This is a genomic window from Butyrivibrio sp. AE3004 (genome assembly GCF_000703165.1).
Taxonomy (GTDB): Bacteria; Bacillota; Clostridia; order Lachnospirales; family Lachnospiraceae; genus Butyrivibrio.
Map to the genome: position 1 here is coordinate 1,959,374 of NZ_JNLQ01000002.1, position 18,441 is coordinate 1,977,814.

The window sequence follows — 18,441 nt, forward strand, 5'->3', positions numbered from 1 at the left end:
TCAATCCTCCTTATCAAGCCATATATGGCCATTTCCTATTTTCTCACTAAGTACATGATTCCCAAGGAAATCAGAAATATAATTTGTCTGTTTGCCGTTCTGAATGGCTGTTGCCTGTTCTCTCAATGTTCTTATTCCATCATTTACAGATAGAACCGGAGATACTATTAAAAATAAAATCGCAGCAGCCATGGCCATGCAAACCTGAAATTTGAATTTGGAATACTCTTTCTTCTTTTCCTCAATGGATATTACATTATTACCTAAATTATTTTCCAGTCTCTTTAATACCTCATTTTCAAAACTTATCGGTGCTTCAAGCAGTCCTGACTGTTCTGTTGATTCAATGAGACTGTTTAGCTCTTCATCGCTTAAGTATTTAAAATCATCATTCATGCTTCAAGCCACTCCTTTCCATATGATTTTTTTAGCATTTCTTTTGCTCTATAGATTCTTGTCTGAATTGTTTTTACGTTGTCACCATTTTCCTCGGCAATTTCTCTTGCTGTTCTACCGTTAACAAAATGTTGGAGTGCCACATCATTGTACCCTTCAGGAAGTTCTTCACAGCATTTGGTAAAACTGTTCATTACTTCTTCTGATTCATAAATTTCCGCCGGATTATTGGATTTATGGCTTATTCCCGAAAGCATACCCATTTCCGAAACAGGCATTTCACTCTCTTGTGTAGGTACTGTTCTCGCAGCTGCACTTCTTAAATAATCTGTACATTTGTTTGCAGCAATTCTGCAGAGCCAGGCTTTTTCATTATTTCCATCAAAGCTATCCATGTGCATATATGCTGAGAGAAAAGTTTCCTGCGCTATATCCTCTGCAGTGAAGTAGTCACCGGTCATTCTAAGACAGATGGAAAAAACAAGATTCTTGTACTCACTCATCCAGCGTATTAAGTTTTCTTTAGCCTTTATTTTTTCCACCTCCCTTCAGATTTTTCATCTCTCATTATATATAACGAAATATATATATAAATATCTTCAAAAAAACACAAAAAAACCATCAAAAACTATATTATAGATTTTGACGGTTTTTATACACATTTTCAATCCGGAAATTTAAGCTAAAGCTTTGTCCATAACAAATCTTTCAAAGTCATCAACCGGTATCGGCTTTGAAAAATAAAAACCCTGAAAGACATCGCACCCCAAAGTTTTCAGATTAATTAACTGATTTTTTGTTTCAATTCCTTCGCTTATCACTTCCATTTCAAGATTTTTTGCCATATCAATAACTGACTTTAAAATGACATTGCTTCTGGCGTTACATATACTATTCTGTATAAAACGCATATCAATCTTCAGTACATCAGCTTTTAAATCCTTTAACAAACCAAGTGATGATGATCCTTTTCCAAAATCATCTATTTCCACACAAAAGCCTGCCTGCTGAAGTTTTTCGAATGTTTCCATATTGTTTCTCATTTCATCTGCAACAGCAGTTTCCGTTATTTCTATGTGAAGCTTTGAAGGATTAACATCATATTTTTTACAAAGGGCAGGAAAAACAGATGCTACATCCAGATAGTAAAAGTCCTTTGGTGATACATTTACAGAAAGGTAAAAGTTATCAAACCAAGTGCCCTTCCATTCCGCAAGCTGCTTAACCGCAAGCTCCCAAACATATTCATCAAGCGTTCCAATCAGGCTGGATTGCTCCAATATATCCACAAAATCCGCAGGAGTAATAACACTTCCATCAGGAAGAATCCACCTTACCAGACACTCTGCGCCCTCTGTATCTCCCTCACTGTTTACCTGTGGCTGCAAATATATTATGAATTGCTTACTCCTTAGATTTTTCTTAAAGTCTGAAATAATTCTTTGTTCATGTAATGCTTTTTCCAACATTTTATTTTGGTAGTAAGCATATATCTTTTTTTCATTTGACATTATAGATTCGAGAGCTAAAAATGCTCTGTCATATAAAATAGTAATCGGAAGATTTATGTCTTCAACCTTATAAATCCCAAAATGCGTTGTCAGACTGAATGCCTGGGACTCAATTAACCCTGCAATTCTTGATGCAATTGTGCTTGTCCACTCCTCCACATCAATCTTTGTTTCAATGCATACTGCAAAATTCACACCCCCGGTTCTTCCAAAAGTACCTTCTTGTGATTTACACATTTCTTTTAAAATATCTGATATTCCTATAAGAACTTCATCTCCGGTACTATTACCAAAAAGAGTGTTTACCAATCTGAAATTTGCAACATCAAGGGTAATTAAAAAATACTTCTTGTCCTTATTGTCACTTATGAGTCTTCTTGCATTTTTACAGAATCCGCCCCAGTTTAATACACCCGTCAATGTATCATGAGTTGACAGATATCCACTGGTCTCCCAACTATTTTTTTCTTTATTTACACTTTCTGCTCCCTGATTATTATCAGAAAAAGATATAAGCTCCATATTGCATGCATAAGTAGTTTCATCAGGAAGCATCAGAGAAACGGGGATAGATTGAATCTGGAATATTTTGCCATTAAAAAACTCTGTACGATTCTTTTTTCTGTGAGTATGGCAAGCCTGATAGCTTGTGCAATTGGCACATCTATGGTCAGAATCCCACACAGCATAACAATCTTTTCCAAAGAGCAGTTCACCGTTCTCAGTCACACTGACTTCACGACATTCCTGTGCGTCTACAAGTCGCACTATATCGAACATTTTTCTCATGGAATCCATTGTAGAATTAACATTTGAATACGTGTATTTAATGGTCTGATCTTTAGTCTCTGCCATTTTTTACCCATCCCCCATAATAAATCTTGTACTATTTAATTATATCTCCTAAGCCGAACAATATTTTATGTCGGATGAATATTTAATACTTTTTTTATACACTGCTATTTTAATAGCGAAATATCATTTTATGAAAATAGTATCAAAAGCGTAATATAATCATAAAAAACCGACCATCAATTGTTAAACTAATGAAGCTAACAATTGTGGCCGGTTTGTTATTTCCTTTAAGCGGTAGTATTATAAGGCACTTACCGCTAAAGTAAAAGATTTTTAAATTATTACATCATTCCCATGCCGGGGTTTCCTGCAGGCATCGGAGGTACAGGTTCCTTAACAGTAGCAACAGCTGCTTCTGTTGTAAGGAAGCTTGATGCAACAGATGTTGCATTCTGAAGTGCACTTCTTGTAACCTTAGCAGGATCGATAATACCATCCTGAACCATATCTACATATTCTTCTGAATATGCATTGAAGCCGATTCCCTGCTTGGATTCTTTTACCTTGTTTACAATTACTGATCCGTCAAGACCTGCATTGTTAGCAATGTGGAAAAGAGGAGCCTCAAGAGCCTTAAGAACAACCTTAGCACCTGTCTTCTCATCACCTTCAAGTGTATCAGCAAGTTTCTCAACTTCCTTAGAAGCATGAATGTAAGCACTTCCACCACCAAAGATGATGCCTTCCTCTACAGCAGCTCTTGTAGCATTAAGAGCATCTTCCATACGATACTTAGCTTCCTTCATTTCTGTCTCTGTAGCAGCACCTACTCTGATAACTGCAACACCACCGGCAAGCTTAGCAAGTCTCTCCTGAAGCTTTTCTTTATCAAAATCAGAAGTTGTATCCTCAATCTGCTTCTTTATCTGAGCGATTCTAGCTTCAATTTCCTTCTTTTCACCAAGGCCGTCAACAATAGTTGTCTTTTCCTTTTCAACTTTGATGCTCTTAGCACGTCCAAGATCAGCCATAGTTGTATCCTTAAGCTCAAGACCAAGATCAGAGCTGATTACTTTACCGCCTGTAAGAATTGCGATATCTTCAAGCATAGCCTTTCTTCTGTCACCGTAACCGGGTGCCTTAACAGCTACTACATTGAATGTACCACGAAGCTTGTTAACAATAAGAGTTGTAAGTGCTTCACCATCAACATCCTCAGCAATAATAAGGAGCTTAGCACCTGTCTTAACGATTTCCTCAAGAAGAGGAAGGATATCCTGAATGTTAGAAATCTTCTTATCTGTGATAAGGATATAAGGATCATCAAGATTTGCTTCCATCTTATCCATATCTGTAGCCATGTATGCGGAAATATATCCACGATCAAACTGCATACCTTCTACAAGGTCGAGTTCTGTAAGCATTGTCTTGGATTCTTCGATTGTTATAACGCCATCGTTTGAAACCTTTTCCATAGCATCAGCAATCATCTGTCCAACTTCATCATCACCTGATGAAACAGCAGCAACTCTCATTATCTGATCCTTGCCCTTAACCTTTGTAGCCATTTTACTGATAGATGCAACAGCTGCATCTGTAGCTTTCTTCATACCTTTTCTGAGAACGATCGGGTTAGCACCTGCTGCAAGGTTCTTAACACCTTCATTGATCATAGCCTGTGCAAGAACTGTAGCTGTTGTTGTACCATCACCTGCTACATCATTTGTCTTTGTAGCAACTTCTTTAACAAGCTGAGCACCCATGTTCTCATAAGCATCTTCAAGTTCGATTTCTTTTGCGATTGTAACACCGTCGTTTGTAATTGTAGGTGCACCGTAGCTCTTATCAAGAACTACGTTTCTACCCTTAGGTCCGATTGTTACTCTAACTGTATCTGCAAGCTTATTAACGCCTTCTACCATAGCTGTGCGAGCGTCAGCGCCGTACTTAATTGTCTTTGCCATTTTAAATTGCCTCCGTTTATTATTGTTTCCCCTCATCCGCCCTTCGGGCACCTTCTCCCCAAGGAGAAGGCATCGATGAAACTCTTATTGGGTTATAGATAATAATCTGCTTAACGATCAAACTGTTATTGGATTATTGATGATAATCTGCTTAACGGTCAAACTGTTATTGGATTATTGATAATAATCTGCTTAACGATCAAACTGTTATTGGATTATTGATGATAATCTGCTTAACGGTCAAACTGTTATTGGATTATTGATGATAATCTGCTTAACGGTCAAACCATTACTTGATTATTGCAAGAATATCATTCTGCTTAACAATGATGTAGGTTACGTCATCCAGTTTAACTTCTGTTCCGGCATATTTTGAATAGATAACATTATCGCCCTGCTTAACCTGCATCTTAACTTCCTTACCGTCTACGATACCGCCGGGACCTACAGCAATAACCTCTGCCTGCTGTGGCTTCTCCTTCTCAGCACCGGGAAGTACGATTCCTGATTTAGTAGTCTCCTCAGCTTCAAGTGCCTTAAGTACGACTCTGTCTGCAAGTGGTTCTAACTTCATTATAATAGCCTCCTTTATATTTCAATTCTATAATTGACTCTGATATTGTTAGCACTCATTAGTTTTGAGTGCTAATCACTAAAAATTATATTACCACACAGATAAAAAAATGCAATACCCATTGGCATATTATTTAATTAAGTCACTCGTTGTTTCTTGGTCTCGGAATATCCTTCCCAGATAAATCAATATAATTCTGTTTGAGTGCTTCTGCCCAAAACTTCTCGGGAATATTGGGCCATCTTACGATTCCTCTTTCGGCTTCACAAAGTCTCATTGCCTGTAACAGCACTGCTTCGCTAAGATCAATTCCAGTCCTTATAGTGTGCATTGTTATCGCTGCCCAGGCCGGTGCATATTCAGTAAGACCGGTTGTTTGAAACATTTTTATGATTTCATGTCTGTCATACTTAACCTGGACAAGTTCTTCTTCCCAGCCACTTTTTGAACTGTGTATAATAGCAAATTCAGCATAGCAGTTCTTGTTTCTCGGAAGCCCGAGAGTTCCGGGATTAACAGCTCTTTTTCCCCTGTATAAAAAGCTCTCCTGAATATGTGTATGTCCATGCAAAAGCATATCTGTTTTCATTTTATTCAGCGTTCTTTTTGTGTTTCTCTTCTCTCCAAGTAAAAGCTCTGCTACTTCTGTAGGTGAACCATGGCAATATTCAAAACCATGAGCTCCCTTTGGATTCCATATACCGTATATAGGGAGTTTTTCAAAAAAGTCTAAATCTTTACCCGTCAGCCGTTCGTATGTAAAAAGAAGTGATCCGCTTCCGGAACCTCTCCCCCATCCTTCTTCACCGTTTTTTCTATAATTAAGCATATACTCTTCACGGTTTCCTCTGACTATGTAACAGGTAAAATACTTCTGCAAAACATAAATAAGTTCCATTGTCTTCTCAACACCGGGACAATCTGAAATGAAATCTCCCAGTAATATATAATTTGTTATGCCTTTACCCATACAATAGTCCACGCATGCCTGTAGTGCGGAACTGTTTCCGTGAATATCACTAAATACCGCTATATCCAACGATTTCTCCTCATCTTTTCCTAAGTTTTTTATACTTTTATTATAAGTAGTTTATAGTCAAAAAAAAGCCTCTGTGCGAAAATATATTCGTAGTCCTTAATTAAGATGATTTTTACTATATGGAGGCTGCTTATGGCTGGTAATCGTGAAGATTTAATCCGTTCACTTGCAGGAGTGATGGGAATGAGTGGCGAACAAAAAAAGAAAGATTCCCACTTTGATCCAACCACAGGAACATTATACTGTGGAAGTAAAGTTTTCTCTCAAACTGATATAGCTGATGCAAAAAAATTTTGCGAGAATAATATGAAAAAAATGGCAGAACTACGCGATAATGCAGAAATGTATTATGAAATTGCAGCTTCCGCAATCGAACTGCTCCAGCAGGACAGCATTAAAAATGGTGGAAAAATGGTAGTAAAAGAACAGCCATAAAATACCCTTATGTTAATAATTCGCCCCGAAGTATCCGAATGATACTCCGGGGCCTTTTAATTTGTTTTGTTAATCTATTCTCATTATAAGCGTCAAAATGTTCTTTGCAGCTGTGTTCAATTCCTCTCTTGTAATTGCACCTTTTCCAAGAGCAGCCATTATTCTGTCCGGATATCCACAGCCCATTTTCATGTCATTCCCTGCTTTACATTCCTTATAATTCTCACCAAAAGTCCACCAGTCCGTTGTAACCATTCCGTCAAATCCCCATTCACCTCTGAGAATTCCGTTCAGGAGGTCTTCATTTTCTGATGCACGCCTTCCATTTATAATATTATAGGAAGTCATGATGCTCCAAGGGTGCGCTTCCTTTACGACAATCTCAAAAGCCTTTAGATATATTTCACGAATAGCTCTCTCTGATGCCCTCGAATCGCTATCCTTGCGGTTTGTTTCTTTATTGTTCAACGCAAAGTGTTTTGCTGTAGCAGCTACATTATTGCTTTGAATTCCTCTTACCATACCTGCAGCCATTTTTCCTGCAAGATACGGATCCTCAGAATAATACTCAAAGTTTCTTCCGCAAAGGGGTGATCTATGAATATTTATTGCAGGTGTCAACCATGCACCTATATTATTTTCTTTTACTTCCTCTCCTCCGGCGATACCTACTTTTTCTGTCACTTCAGGATTCCATGTACATGCAAGAAGAGTTGCACAGGGAAACGCAGTAGTTTTAACACCAACCTGAGGCTGAATACGAAGACCGGCAGGACCATCTGCTGTCATTACATTGGGTATTCCATATTCATTGTTATTGCCATAACCAAATGTATTCGCAACACCAACATTAGGCTGACCTCCAACAAGCCATGCTACATCCTCATCTGAAAGAACGTTTACAAACTCATCAAGCGAAATTTTACCTTCAAAGACATCTATAAGCTGAGGTTTCTCAGATGGCTTAAAGCAGCACCTTGGTCCTTCAGGTCTAACTCTGGGAGTTGGAAGAAAAGGTTCCTCACATGGCATATCCTTAAGGACATTCATGTTGTATTTTGAAGAATCCCTCTGCTGAAGCATTTCATAGGATCCGTCTGCAAGAAGTCTCTTAGTCAATGCACAGGGAGCCATTTTCTCAGTGAGCTGACAAACAATTCTGTTATCATCAAGAGTATAGTCTGTATCAGCCTTTTTTGCATTTCTTACATCAGTTCCCACATAGAACTTATATTTCCCTTTTTCAAGAACATATGCTGATTTTTTTATTTTTCCCAAGTCATCATAGGAAGCCATTTCATCAGCCATAAACTCAATAACAACTTTCTGTGTCTGCCCCGGTAACAATTCGTCAGTCTTTTTAAAGCCTATAAGCTGTCTTTCAGGTTTTCCCAATTTTCCCTGCGGAGCAGAAAAATATACCTGAACCACTTCTTTCCCGGGAACACTACCTATATTGGTAACATTGACTTTAACAGATATTTTTCCATCTTCATCACTGACTTTTAGCCGATTCAAACTGAATTTTGTATAAGAAAGGCCATATCCAAAGGGATATACTACTTTTTTTGCAGCATCCTTTATTGTCTCAAAATACCTGTATCCTACGTAAATGTCTTCTTCATACTCTACATAATCGTCAGAGTCATGGAAATGCTCAGTTCCGGGATAATCTGCCAGGTCTTTTGCAAAAGTATCGGAAAGCTTTCCACTTGGATTTCCGAGGCCGCAAAGCAGTTCAGCTGTTGCCAAGCCACCTTCCATACCACCCTGCCATGATATAAGTGCCGCACATATATCCTCACTATCCTTTATCCAGGAAACATCAAACATTCCGCCAATATTCAGAACAATAATTGTCTTATCAAAAGACTTTCTGACATCATCAAGAAGTTTCTTTTCTGCATTGGATAAATAGAAATCTCCACGCTCAAAAAGCTTGTCAGTAACATCAATAAGATTCTGATCAACATCTTTAAGTTTGCGGTCTATGACCTTGTCACTCTTTCTGTCCCATCCTTCACCTGAATATCTGCTGAATGATACAACCGCTGTATCGGTAAAAGCTCTCGCCTTTGTAAACAATTCAGAAGGAACCTCGGGCTCAGCAATAAGTCCCGGAAGAATACCTTCCTTATATTTTGCTTTTACGTACTCATCATAAAAAGAAATCGAATCCTCAAAAAGTGCGACCTGCCCTTGAAGCTTTGTAAATCCCTCAGCCAGATTTGTCACATAAGGAACAGTTACGTCACCGCTTCCGCCACCACCTTTAACATAATCAATAGATGCCTTTCCGAATAACGCAATTCTCTGTCCTCTTTTTAGCGGTAATGCTTCATTATCATTTTTTAATAAAACCATACCTTCTTTAGCAGCATTTTTAGAAATCTCTATATGCTCTGCAGAAGCAGTAACCTTTGTTCCACCTTCATATAATGGCAGATTGGGATGATATTTTACTCGTGTCCATTTTTTCATGCTGTTTGTTAACCTCCATACATACTTTTAGCACCCTATTACTATATTATGACTTATACCCATCAATAAAATTATTATATCTGCTATTCAATGATACTATATCAAAAAAGTCAGATACCATATAAAAATCTCTAAAAAAGAAAAACGGGCACTAAGGTTGAGGCTCTTAGCTATCCGCATGCAAAGTTTTGCAACCCGCATGGTGTGAAATACCTTGCTGCTTATCATTACATCGCCCATATCATATTGGCTGACATATTCCATAAAAGCTGAATTTATCTGATCATTCACTTGCATCATTGACATTTGAAAACTTCCTTTTGATTCTCTTTGATGCCTTGCCTATGGCTCCCATGGGACACACAAGATGGCATAAATGACATCCCACACATTTACTGCCATCAAGTTTTGGAATCCTGTTCTCAAACCTTATGGCCTGATGCCCTCCATCCTGACATGAAATGTAGCATCTTCCGCATCCGATGCATTTTGCGGTGTCAAATATCGGAAAAAGAATCGTATCCCTTTCAAGCACATCCGTAGTATCACTGACAGATGAAAGGCCGGCGCCAACTATGTCCCTGATATTCTTTATCCCACATTGAGCCAGATAATAATTCATTCCGGCTTTCAAATCATCTATTATGCGATATCCATACTGCATGACAGCCGTTGTTATCTGTATAGAGCCTGCTCCCATGAGAATGAATTCCAGTGCATCTCTCCAGGTCTCTATTCCACCCATTCCCGTAATATGAACCCCTTTTAGTTTTTCATTCTGTCCAAGTTCGGATATAAATCTTAAAGCTATGGGTTTTACAGCGTTTCCGCTATATCCCCCTATTGCCGACTGCCCCCTGACAGCTGGTGCTGATACGTAAGTATAGGGATTTACTCCTACCACGCTCTTTATGGTATTAATTGCTGCAATTCCATCGGCCCCGCCTCTTTTTGCGGCTTCTGCTGCAGGACTCATGACTGCAACATTTGGAGTAAGCTTTGCAAGAACCGGTATTGAAGTGCCACGTTTTGCTGCTCTTGTATATCTCTCCACCAGTTCCGGAATTTGCCCAATATCACTCCCAAGACCATCTTCCTGCATATTTGGACACGAGAAATTAAGTTCAATGGCATCTGCACCATTTTCTTCACAAAGTCCGGAAAGCTCTTCCCATTCTTTTTCATCCTGTCCCATGATAGAGGCAAGAATAAACTTAGACGGATACTTTTCCTTTAATCTTCTGAAAATCTCCATGTTCTCTGCCACACTGTGATCAGAAAGCTGCTCTATATTCTTAAAGCCGATAATACTCCCATTATCTCCTTTAATTGCTGAAAATCTCGGAGAAGCTTCGTGTATGTCCAGCGTACATATTGTCTTAAAACATGCACCTGCCCATCCTGCCTCAAAAGCCCTTGCACACATGTCATATGTTGATGCCACGACAGATGACGATAACAGAAACGGATTTTCAAGAGGTATCCCGCACAGATCACAAGAGAGTCTGCCTTCATCCTCCGGAAGGTCAATCTCTACTTTTGGTCTGACTTCATCATGAAGCTTTGTCATTATCGTTTTAATTGTAACACTCCCACTCCTTACACAGTATTTTTCGCATGGCGCATCGCAGCTAAGACATAGATTATCTTTAGGAAGTTTAAGCGCAGCCACATCCTCGTTATCAAACCAGATGCTTTTAAGTGCCCCTGCTGGATCCATATGCTTACATGCAGTGCTGCAGGGTGCATCGATGCAAATTGTACATGCTATTATATCGGATCGCTTAATTATATTTAATGGAATCATAATCCCTCCTCAAACAGTGTGAGCTGCATCTAATTGCTTGTTCATGATTTATGTAAGTTGTCATAAAGCTCAAATAAATTGCATAACCATCGGTGTTTACGTCCCTTTTTTATTTTACTATATTTCGTTATTCCGCAATCTTAAATAAGTGTAAAAAATTAAAGTTCAGTTGCCAGATATCACCTTTTATTGGTGCCTGATTCTGAACCCCCATAGGTGTCATTTCCCGATAGATTAAGGAGCATCCTGCATATTTGCTTCATTTATCAATTGTTTCAAAAACTATTTTGAACTTTTTATCGATATTTTGAAAACTTTTATATTAGATATCAAGTGCTGCGTGATATCCCCAGTATACTGCGTTTGTGATTGTTGAAACCTTTGCGGCATCACCGATTACGCGTACAAATGGAGCTGCATCACGAAGATCATCAGCAACATCGCTGCGTGAACGCTGGCCAAGTGCACAGATTACGCTTGCGCCTTCAACCATTACTTCCTTACCATCCTTATCTTCACAAAGAACACCCTCAGCAGTAACTTTTACAGCCTTGAGACCTGTATGAACATCAACATACTTGTCGATTTCCTTGAGCAGAAGCGGACGATGACGTACGTTAGCATCCGGCGCAAGAGCGTCTCTCATCTCGATGATAGAAACCTTCTTGCCTTCCTGTCCAAGATGAACAGCACATTCACAGCCTGCAAGTCCTCCGCCCATAACTACTACGTTGTCTCCAACCTTAGACATTTCCTTATAGTAATTGTTTACAACAACTACGTTATCTCCATCAAGCCCCGGGATTGGAGGAACAAGTGGTGTAGAACCAACTGCAATGATTAATGCATCTGCATTTTCCTTCTCTGCGTACTCCTTAGTAACCTCTGTGTTAAGACGAATCTCAACACCAGCCTTTCTTGCAAGTTTCTCGTATGTGCCTGTGAGCTGATACATCTCATACTTAAACGGAATAGCCTGCTCACTCTTAAGGATTCCGCCAAGCTCAGCTTCCTTCTCGCAAAGGATAACCCGGTGTCCGCGACGAGCTGCTGTGTATGCTGCGTAAAGTCCGCCGGGACCACCACCTGCAACAAGAACCTTCTTCTTAACCGGTGCCGGCAGAACCTCATCTCCTTCAATTTCACGACCTATAAGTGGATTTACTGTACAACGACGTGTAGATGTAGCTGCACGCTCTGCCATACATGTAAAGCATCTTAAGCAACGAACGATTTCGTCGTCACGATTCTCTGTAATCTTCTGCGGAAGATATGGATCTGCAAGAAGTGCACGTCCCATGTATACAATATCAGCCTTGCCTGATGCAATAATTTCTTCCATCTGCGCGGGATCATTAAGGCCACCAAGTGTAGCTACAGGAACCTTAACGTGCTTCTTAATCTCTGCTGCAAGAACTACGTTACGTCCGTGTTCCTCAAACATAGAAGGATGCGTGATTCCAAATGTCTTCTGGTATGTACCGGCTGAAACATGAAGAATATCAACATAATCCTCAAGCTGCTTTGCTATTTCGATGCCCTCTTCGATACCGTAACCACCCTCACAAAACTCAGAACCTGACATTCTTAATTCTATTGGGAAACGTGGACCTACTGCCTCACGGATTGATGTAATAATCTCCTTTGCAAGTCTGCAACGATTCTCCAGACTTCCACCGTACTCATCAGTTCTCTGGTTGAAAAGTGGTGAAAGGAACTGGTTGATAAGCCAGCCATGACCACCATGAACCATAATCATCTCAAAGCCGGCACGCTTTGCCATAGCAGCAACATCGCCGTAAGATTTTACTATTTCATCAATCATGTCCTTTGTCATACCCTGAACTTCAACGCCATCAGGTCTGACTGTGTCCATAGGTCCCCACTGCTTCATAGTCTTCTGCTTTGTCTTATCTGTCATATATGTGCCTGCGAACATACCTGAGTGTGAAAGCTCAAGAGATGGCATTCCACCGTGACGTCTGATGGCGTCAGCTGTGTATGTTGCACATGCAAGTGAATTTAAGATTGTAGGATTAAGCCTGTAAGCATGACTTCCATCTGATTCGTGAACCATGCATTCTGATACTGTAACAGCACCAGCACCGCCTTTTGAACGAAGTTCATAAAATGCTGTAGACTTTGGTCCAATACAACCATCGTTTGTAATGTCAGTTCCACCCATAGGTGCTGAGAACATTCTGTTTCTGAATGTTACGCCTGCAACTGTAATCGGGCTTGTAAGATGTGGATATTTTCTTTCCATTAACCGAGTTCCTCCTTATTCGTTAAAAACTCAATATTAAATTGATAATATTTTAACATCCTACGCCGAATGCTTTCTATCAACAAAAAATTGGTGGGTATAAACAAATAGTTTGTACCCACCAGATGTCACATCTATCATACTTATTAACTTATTATTGTGTCTAAAAAATATCGTAAATGCTTTTCTTTCGTGTTTTCCTTGGAATATGCCACATAAACGTTCCAGGAAATTCCATCCTCAATTGGAATCAATCTAATGTCCTTAGAAATAGATTCCCTGTTATGAATATCAACATCTATCCCTATTCCATGCCCTTCACGAACAAATTCATATATCATGGCAGCTTCCATAGTTTTAATGCGCACGTCTGGGTAAAATCCCTCTCGTTCGCAGGAATTTAAAAGGTTAGTGTAAGACTGGTATTTTTCATTAAGACTTATCAGTTGCTCATTCTTTAAGTCCGCTATCTTAAGGCTATCCCGCTTAAAAAGCTGATGTCCCTTATAAACTACAGCACACATACTCTTACTGTCGATTTCCTTTTCAATGAAACCTGTGGCTGCCACACGCCCAATTACCAGAGCCACATCGAACTGCCCATTTATCAGCTTTGCCTTGATATCAGGGTTGGAGCTCTCTTCCAAGGACAACTTTGTAGCGCCAATAGCCTGTTGAAACTGCTCAATCTTATTCATTGGAAGAAGCCTGATAAGTCCGCAGGAATACCCCACATTAAAGATGTCATTCTTCTTTCGGATCGTCTCCAAGCCCTGTTCTAATTCCTGAGTCTCAGCCAATAGTTTCAAGCTCTTTTCATAGAAAAACACACCAGCCTCTGTAGGAACAAGCCCCTGCTTGGTCCTTTCAAAAAGCTGAATCTGCATTTCCTGCTCAAGCTTGTCCAGAATTTTTCCCAAACCCTGAGGGGTAATAAACAAATCCTTGGCAGCTTTATTTATGCTTCTAGTCTCGTAGCACTCCATAAAGTAGCGGATGTCTTTGATATCCAAAGGCGCTTACCTCCTTTAAACAGGTTTCACATCGCTCTTATTTATAATCTTATTCATAACAATCAGCACCGTCAATAAGCAAGCCAAACCGCTTACCGAGTTACTGATATGTTCGGCCTCAAACACACCGTTTGTACCCATATTAAAGGCATACGACAAAAAAAATGTAGAGAGCCTTTCGACTCTCTACACTGTAAATGCCTTTATTACAAGGTCTTTCGTTGTTCTGTATATTACTTGTTAGCGATAGCTGCCTGAGCTGCTGCAAGTCTAGCAACAGGTACACGGAAAGGTGAGCATGAAACATAATCAAGGCCAATCTTGTGGCAGAACTCAACTGATGAAGGATCTCCACCGTGCTCTCCGCAGATACCAACATGAAGGTTAGGATTAACGGGCTTACCAAGCTTAAGTGACATATCCATAAGCTTACCAACACCTGTCTGATCAAGCTTAGCGAAAGGATCGTTCTCGAAGATCTTCTCATCATAGTAAGCGTTAAGGAACTTACCAGCGTCATCACGAGAGAATCCGAATGTCATCTGTGTAAGGTCGTTTGTACCGAAGCAGAAGAAATCTGCCTCTGCAGCGATCTCGTCAGCTGTAAGAGCAGCTCTCGGGATCTCGATCATTGTACCAACCTCATACTCAAGCTTAGCGCCTGCAGCTGCGATTTCAGCATCAGCTGTCTCAACAACTACCTTCTTAACGAACTTAAGCTCTTTAACTTCACATACAAGAGGAATCATGATCTCAGGCTTAACATTCCAATCAGCATGAGCCTTCTGAACCTCAAGTGCAGCACGGATAACAGCCTTTGTCTGCATCTTAGCAATTTCAGGATATGTAACTGCAAGACGGCATCCTCTGTGACCCATCATAGGGTTGAACTCGTGAAGAGAAGCGATGATAGCTTTGATGTCTTCTACGCTCTTGCCCTGTGCATCTGCAAGCTTCTTAATCTCGTCCTCTGTTGTGGGAACGAACTCGTGAAGCGGAGGATCAAGGAATCTGATTGTTACAGGACATCCCTCAAGTGCCTCATAGAGCTGCTTGAAGTCATTCTGCTGATAAGGAAGGATCTTCTCAAGTGCAGCTTCTCTCTCTTCTACTGTATCAGAGCAGATCATTTCACGGAATGCAGCAATTCTGTCTTCCTCGAAGAACATGTGCTCTGTACGGCAAAGTCCGATACCCTCAGCACCAAGCTCACGAGCCTTCTTAGCATCAGCAGGTGTATCAGCGTTTGTACGAACCTTAAGCTTTCTGAACTCATCAGCCCAAGCCATGATACGTCCGAATTCGCCAGCAATCTGAGCGTCTACAGTCTTGATAACGCCATCATAGATGTTACCGGTTGTACCATCGATTGAGATATAATCTCCTTCGTGGAACTCTTTTCCAGCAAGTGTGAACTTCTTGTTCTCCTCGTCCATGTTGATGTCGCCACATCCTGAAACGCAGCACTCACCCATACCACGAGCAACAACGGCAGCATGTGATGTCATACCACCACGAACTGTAAGGATACCCTGAGCAGCCTTCATACCTGTAATATCTTCAGGTGATGTCTCAAGACGAACAAGGATAACCTTCTCACCTCTCTCTGCCCATGCTACAGCGTCATCAGCTGTAAATACAACCTTACCGCAAGCAGCACCGGGTGATGCACCAAGACCCTTACCCATAGGAGTAGCAGCCTTAAGAGCAGCAGCATCGAACTGAGGATGAAGAAGTGTATCAAGGTTACGAGGATCGATCATTGCTACAGCTTCTTCAGGAGTCTTGTGTCCCTCATCAACAAGGTCACAAGCAATCTTAAGAGCAGCAGGAGCTGTTCTCTTACCGTTACGGCACTGAAGCATGTAAAGCTTCTTGTTCTCAACTGTGAACTCCATATCCTGCATATCGTGATAGTGGTTCTCAAGAGTATCACAAACCTTGATGAACTCAGCGTATGCTTCAGGGAATTCCTTCTCCATCTGAGCGATCGGCATAGGTGTACGAACACCTGCAACAACGTCCTCACCCTGAGCATTGATAAGGAACTCACCCATAAGTTTATTCTCACCTGTAGCAGGGTCACGTGTGAATGCAACACCTGTACCAGACTCGTTATTAAGGTTACCGAATACCATAGGCATTACGTTAACAGCTGTTCCCCAAGAATAAGGGATATCGTTGTCACGACGGTAAACGTTAGCACGAGGGTTATCCCATGAACGGAATACAGCCTCGATAGCAAGCTTAAGCTGCTCTACAGGATCTGAAGGGAAATCAGAACCAAGCTGGTTCTTGTACTCAGCCTTGAACTGCTCAGCAAGCTCCTTAAGATCAGCTGCTGTAAGGTCTACGTCAAACTTAACACCCTTCTGCTCTTTCATCTTATCGATGAGCTGCTCGAAGTACTTCTTACCTACTTCCATAACAACGTCAGAGAACATCTGGATGAAACGACGATATGAATCATATACGAAACGCTCGAATGCAGGATCAGGATTGCCCTTGATCATTGCAGCAACAACCTCGTCGTTAAGACCAAGGTTAAGAATTGTATCCATCATACCAGGCATTGATGCACGAGCACCTGAACGAACTGATACAAGAAGAGGATTCTGAAGATCACCGAACTTCTTGCCGTTGATCTCTTCCATCTTCTTAACACCTTCCATAGCCTGAGCCATGATCTCGTCGTTGATCTTACGACCATCCTCATAGTACTGTGTGCAAGCTTCTGTAGAAATTGTGAAGCCCTGAGGTACAGGAAGACCGATTGATGTCATCTCAGCGAGGTTAGCACCCTTACCGCCAAGAAGGTTTCTCATGGTCATGTCGCCTTCGCTGAACATGTAAACGTATTTTTTCGCCATTTCACTACCTTTCTTACCGATTATTCGATTCGGTAAAACCCTTTCCATTTAAGTTACTATTTTATAATTAACTATGACGAAACATAGTAATTATCACAGTTATGAAGGAATAAAACCTTCAAATATAAAGATATCAAAGAGCTTGCGATTTTTGTCAAGTTCTTCCTGACTCTTAATAGTCCAGGCTGCTGCTGTATTTTTATATAAAACATGACAGATCGTTCTGGAAAGATTTCGCGCATATTTATGATTATATGCGACAAAATCAGGCTTCGTCAGAAAATTAAAAATCAAAAAAGCAAGCATATAGTAAAAAGGTGTATGCCAAAGTATATCCGGCTCTCTGAAAAACTCCTCGGAAAGCTGGCCTCTGAAAACATCCTTGTGTTTTTTCCTATACCACCAAAGCCCAAGCGGATTAAAGGACTCGATACAATATACTCCGTTATAGTTACGAAGCAGTCTGTCTACTGTAGGACATACACTTGTGTCAAACAGTTCTATCTTAAGTTCGACAATGAGCGGGACCTTCCCGTCTACCATTTTGAGAAAATCCTCAAACCCCGGTATCTTTTCATTCGAATCAAGAAGATGAAACTGTTGCAGTTCTTCATAGGTATAATCAATCACCTTGCCGGCTACGCCCATGCTGCCGTCTTCATTTCGAACCGCATTGTCAGGGATGCATTCTTCATTATATCTGGCAACTCTTGCCAAAGTAAAATCATGGAAAATAACAGGAATTCCGTCCTTAGTAAGCTGGACATCCAATTCTATTCCGTACCCTGCATCCACTGCCTTTTTAAACGCAGCCATGGAATTCTCTGGTGTAGTGCTATTATTATCATGCAATCCTCTGTGAGCGTATAAATTTTGAACAAGAAGCTTATCAGAAGAAGGTCTTCCAATCATACGTGGCATAATCGCCAAAAGATATAGAATAACCAAAATAAAAACCACTATAAGCAGAATCTTCAATTTTTCTTACCTGACTTCCTGCGCACCTTATTTAAAACGCCTAGGATATTTTAATATCTAATAAGGATTTTTACAAGTAAAAAAATATAAAATGTCAAGACTTTTTCAACATAAATTCCGGTTTTTTCAGCAAAAATTGCCAAAAAAAACCGGAATTTAATACATAGTATCCGTATACTTTAGCAGATATATCGTGAATTTATACATAAGGATTAATTAAGAATTATTCAATTGCTTTTTTTATATGTATCAAATATAATACCAAATTGGTTACATATTTATAGAAGAAACACATTCGGAGGAAATATCGGG

The 18,441-nt window shown here is 40.1% G+C and carries 13 protein-coding genes; 1 reads left to right on the forward strand and 12 read right to left on the reverse strand.

The genetic code is table 11. The features are described from left to right. The 6 genes from BV60_RS0111555 to BV60_RS0111580 all read right to left on the reverse strand — a co-directional run bounded on the left by BV60_RS0111555 (position 1) and on the right by BV60_RS0111580 (position 6,279). The gene (locus BV60_RS0111555; protein ID WP_029321940.1) at positions 1–396 is read right to left on the reverse strand and encodes a hypothetical protein; all 396 of its coding nucleotides are present in this window, start codon (positions 394–396) and stop codon (positions 1–3) included. Next, a complete protein-coding gene (locus tag BV60_RS0111560; RefSeq protein ID WP_081846786.1) occupies positions 393–899 on the reverse strand; it encodes an RNA polymerase sigma factor in 507 nt (168 codons plus the stop codon). Before BV60_RS0111560 ends, BV60_RS0111555 begins: the two co-directional genes overlap by 4 nt. Before the next feature lie 174 nt (positions 900–1,073). Further along, positions 1,074–2,762, reverse strand: a complete 1,689-nt coding sequence (locus BV60_RS0111565) for a GGDEF domain-containing phosphodiesterase (RefSeq protein WP_029321943.1) — start codon at positions 2,760–2,762, stop codon at positions 1,074–1,076. A 281-nt stretch (positions 2,763–3,043) separates the two neighbouring features. Then, complete coding sequence (groL, locus tag BV60_RS0111570; RefSeq protein ID WP_029321944.1) at positions 3,044–4,666, reverse strand: chaperonin GroEL; 1,623 nt, start codon at positions 4,664–4,666, stop codon at positions 3,044–3,046. 289 nt (positions 4,667–4,955) lie between these two features. Continuing rightward, entirely contained in the window at positions 4,956–5,240 is a 285-nt protein-coding gene (locus BV60_RS0111575; protein ID WP_026661033.1) for a co-chaperone GroES, read from the reverse strand. Positions 5,241–5,382: 142 nt separating this feature from the next. Further along, a complete protein-coding gene (locus BV60_RS0111580) occupies positions 5,383–6,279 on the reverse strand; it encodes a metallophosphoesterase family protein (RefSeq protein WP_051656688.1) in 897 nt (298 codons plus the stop codon). Between the two features lie 132 nt (positions 6,280–6,411). On the opposite strand from BV60_RS0111580, the gene BV60_RS0111585 reads away from it, so the two are divergent. Continuing rightward, a complete protein-coding gene (locus BV60_RS0111585) occupies positions 6,412–6,714 on the forward strand; it encodes a hypothetical protein (RefSeq protein WP_029321947.1) in 303 nt (100 codons plus the stop codon). Positions 6,715–6,783: 69 nt separating this feature from the next. Here the strand turns inward: BV60_RS0111585 and BV60_RS0111590 are convergent, their stop codons facing one another. The 6 genes from BV60_RS0111590 to BV60_RS0111620 all read right to left on the reverse strand — a co-directional run bounded on the left by BV60_RS0111590 (position 6,784) and on the right by BV60_RS0111620 (position 18,129). Then, the gene (locus BV60_RS0111590) at positions 6,784–9,195 is read right to left on the reverse strand and encodes a glycoside hydrolase family 3 protein (RefSeq protein WP_029321949.1); all 2,412 of its coding nucleotides are present in this window, start codon (positions 9,193–9,195) and stop codon (positions 6,784–6,786) included. Positions 9,196–9,478: 283 nt separating this feature from the next. After that, positions 9,479–11,002, reverse strand: coding sequence for an NAD-dependent dihydropyrimidine dehydrogenase subunit PreA (preA, locus tag BV60_RS0111600; RefSeq protein ID WP_051656689.1), 1,524 nt, complete (start codon positions 11,000–11,002; stop codon positions 9,479–9,481). Positions 11,003–11,324: 322 nt separating this feature from the next. Beyond that, positions 11,325–13,268, reverse strand: a complete 1,944-nt coding sequence (locus tag BV60_RS0111605; RefSeq protein WP_029321954.1) for an oxidoreductase — start codon at positions 13,266–13,268, stop codon at positions 11,325–11,327. Between the two features lie 146 nt (positions 13,269–13,414). Continuing rightward, positions 13,415–14,281 (reverse strand): LysR family transcriptional regulator, encoded by an 867-nt coding sequence (locus BV60_RS0111610; protein ID WP_029321956.1) that lies wholly within the window; start codon positions 14,279–14,281, stop codon positions 13,415–13,417. Positions 14,282–14,514: 233 nt separating this feature from the next. After that, the gene (gene ppdK, locus BV60_RS0111615; protein WP_029321958.1) at positions 14,515–17,151 is read right to left on the reverse strand and encodes a pyruvate, phosphate dikinase; all 2,637 of its coding nucleotides are present in this window, start codon (positions 17,149–17,151) and stop codon (positions 14,515–14,517) included. Between the two features lie 99 nt (positions 17,152–17,250). After that, complete coding sequence (locus BV60_RS0111620; protein WP_029321960.1) at positions 17,251–18,129, reverse strand: glycerophosphodiester phosphodiesterase family protein; 879 nt, start codon at positions 18,127–18,129, stop codon at positions 17,251–17,253. Positions 18,130–18,441 lie beyond the last annotated feature (312 nt).